Origin of the sequence: uncultured Campylobacter sp., from assembly GCF_938045535.1 — a bacterium.
Classification (GTDB): domain Bacteria; phylum Campylobacterota; class Campylobacteria; order Campylobacterales; family Campylobacteraceae; genus Campylobacter_B.
On record NZ_CALIMQ010000140.1, the window covers coordinates 1 to 2,113 of the forward strand.

Annotated in this window: 3 protein-coding genes; all 3 read right to left on the reverse strand. The window is 45.2% G+C overall.

The window, feature by feature from the left end; all coding sequences use genetic code 11:
* Positions 1 to 343: 343 nt before the first annotated feature.
* Positions 344 to 634 carry a hypothetical protein gene (locus Q0095_RS04585; RefSeq protein ID WP_297881788.1) on the reverse strand — a complete coding sequence of 97 codons (291 nt, stop codon included), beginning with the start codon at positions 632 to 634 and terminating at the stop codon, positions 344 to 346.
* Between the two features lie 265 nt (positions 635 to 899).
* Positions 900 to 1,100 (reverse strand): hypothetical protein, encoded by a 201-nt coding sequence (locus Q0095_RS04590; protein ID WP_297881790.1) that lies wholly within the window; start codon positions 1,098 to 1,100, stop codon positions 900 to 902.
* A 124-nt stretch (positions 1,101 to 1,224) separates the two neighbouring features.
* A complete protein-coding gene (locus Q0095_RS04595; RefSeq protein ID WP_297881792.1) occupies positions 1,225 to 1,836 on the reverse strand; it encodes an NAD(P)H-dependent oxidoreductase in 612 nt (203 codons plus the stop codon).
* Between the last annotated feature and the right edge of the window lie 277 nt (positions 1,837 to 2,113).

The window sequence follows — 2,113 nt, forward strand, 5'->3', positions numbered from 1 at the left end:
TATCAGTATTTTACTATCCGTTTACTTTAAAAATTTTAAATTGCAGGCGCACGCGCCGTTTTAACGCGGCTGGTTAAAATTCAGCTTTTAAAATTTACTCGCTCTTTTTGAAATTTTGTTTTAAAATTTTACTCGCGTGACGAAATGCGACGTTTTACGCGCCGCCGCAAAATAGCGACTAAGCGCGCGCAGTGTAAGAGGGCGGCAAGGCAAAAACTACGAGACGCAAAAAAGGACGGCGTAGCAAAACAGCGCGCAGGCGCTTAAATCGCGCTTGTAGCAAAACCAAGGCAAAGCAAAACGTAGCGCGGCAAAATCGCTCGCGGCACTACTATAGCAGGCGCTACTGCAGTACCTTTTTTAGCGCCAGCGCAAATAGTATGACGTAGAGGACGAGCAGCCATTTTTTCTGCGTTTCGCGCCTTGCGCGGTGAGCCTGAGAGGTGCCGAAATACATGCCCAAAAGCCCGCCCACGGCTAGCAGCGCGCCGCTTGCGAGCGAGAATTTTCTAAGCTTCATCTGCTTTTGCTCGTAGTTATCACCTACGTAAAATGCGCGATCGCCCTTTATTAGGACGTTTTCGCCGATGTAGCGAAGTCTGTTTTGAAGCCTGCTTTGCCATAAAATTTTCATCGGTCGCTCCTTCTGCATGCGCGTAAAGAACACAGCGCGATTTATTGCCTTTAATTTGCGCTAGTCGTTTTATCGGCGCGCATACTAATACTTGATTATTGCTTTTAAATTTACGCTATTTGCGCGGCGCTCGGTACCGATTTAATCGACATCTGAGCCGTGCTTTGCTGGCAAATTTATCCGCGCAACGTTTGGATCGGGCTAGAAAGAAATTTAACCGCGCGCTGTTTGAGCGAAACCGCAAAATTAGCCTCGCAAATTTAGATCATTTTTTCGGTTTATTTTCTTTGATATAATCCACGGCGATGCGCTGGCAGGCTATTTTGTCGTTCTTTTCGAGGCATAAAGTTTCCAGTTCCTCGCGGCTGAAATTTTTATAATCTTTGATCGTCTTTTTGCTGCCGCCTCCCATCACGAAGTATATGAGAGCCGCTAAAATCGCTATCACAGCGATTAATCTAAGCATAATTGCCTCCTAAATTCATAAATTTTGCACCGAATACACGTACAAAATTTTTGCGCACATTTGTTTAAAATAGGCAATCAAAATTCTACGCCACGCGGATTTTGCTAGCAGCGAATTTTCAAATTTAAAGCAAATTAATCTGCTTCGGAAAGTACCTATCCAGCGTCTGCGCTACCTGCTCTAACCAGACCTTTCGCTCGACCTCGTCGCTATCTGCGACCACTCTAAACATCAGCCGCTCAAAGGTTTTCACGCCGCAAAAATCAAAAATGCAGTTTTTCCAAATTCTTTCCAGCGGATCGCCGAATATCTCGTTTTCTCTGGCCTCGGGGGTGTTGGAGGTGTTGAAAACTACGGCGGCTTTAGCCTTTAAAAGCCCTATCGGAAGCCCGCCGCCGTTATCGCCCGGCGCAAAATCGTAGGCTACTCTCTGCCTTAGCACACGGTCAATCCAGCCCTTGAGGATGGCGGGCGGCTCGCCCCACCAGTTCGGATGGACAATCACGATGCCGTGGGCGTTTGCGATATCTTTTTGATGCGCTTTTAACAGCTCGTCGTCGCTTTCGTCGCTAACGAGCTCGGTGCCGCTAAGGATTGGGTTAAATTTCTCCTTATATAGATCGTGAAATTTAACTTCGTAGCCGCTATTTTGCAGCTTTTCTACCGCTGCATTCGCGATTGCTGCGTTTAGGCTTTTTTCGTAAGGGTGTGCCAGGATGACGCAGATTTGTTTCATAGATCTTCTCCAATTATATTGTTTACTAAAGAACGTGTGCCGTTGGTATGAAATTTGCTACTAACAAGATCGCAAAATGCAGATTTACTTTATATTTTTTTAAAACCATAATGAGATTATATCCTTTCGATCTGTCCATCCAGTAACTGATTTAAAATGCATATTAAATTTTCAATAGAGGTTCCCAACTCCTCGCGGCTGAAATTTTTGTAATCCTTGATCGTCTTTTTACCACCGCCTCCCATCACGAAGTATATGAGAGCCGCTAAAATCGCTA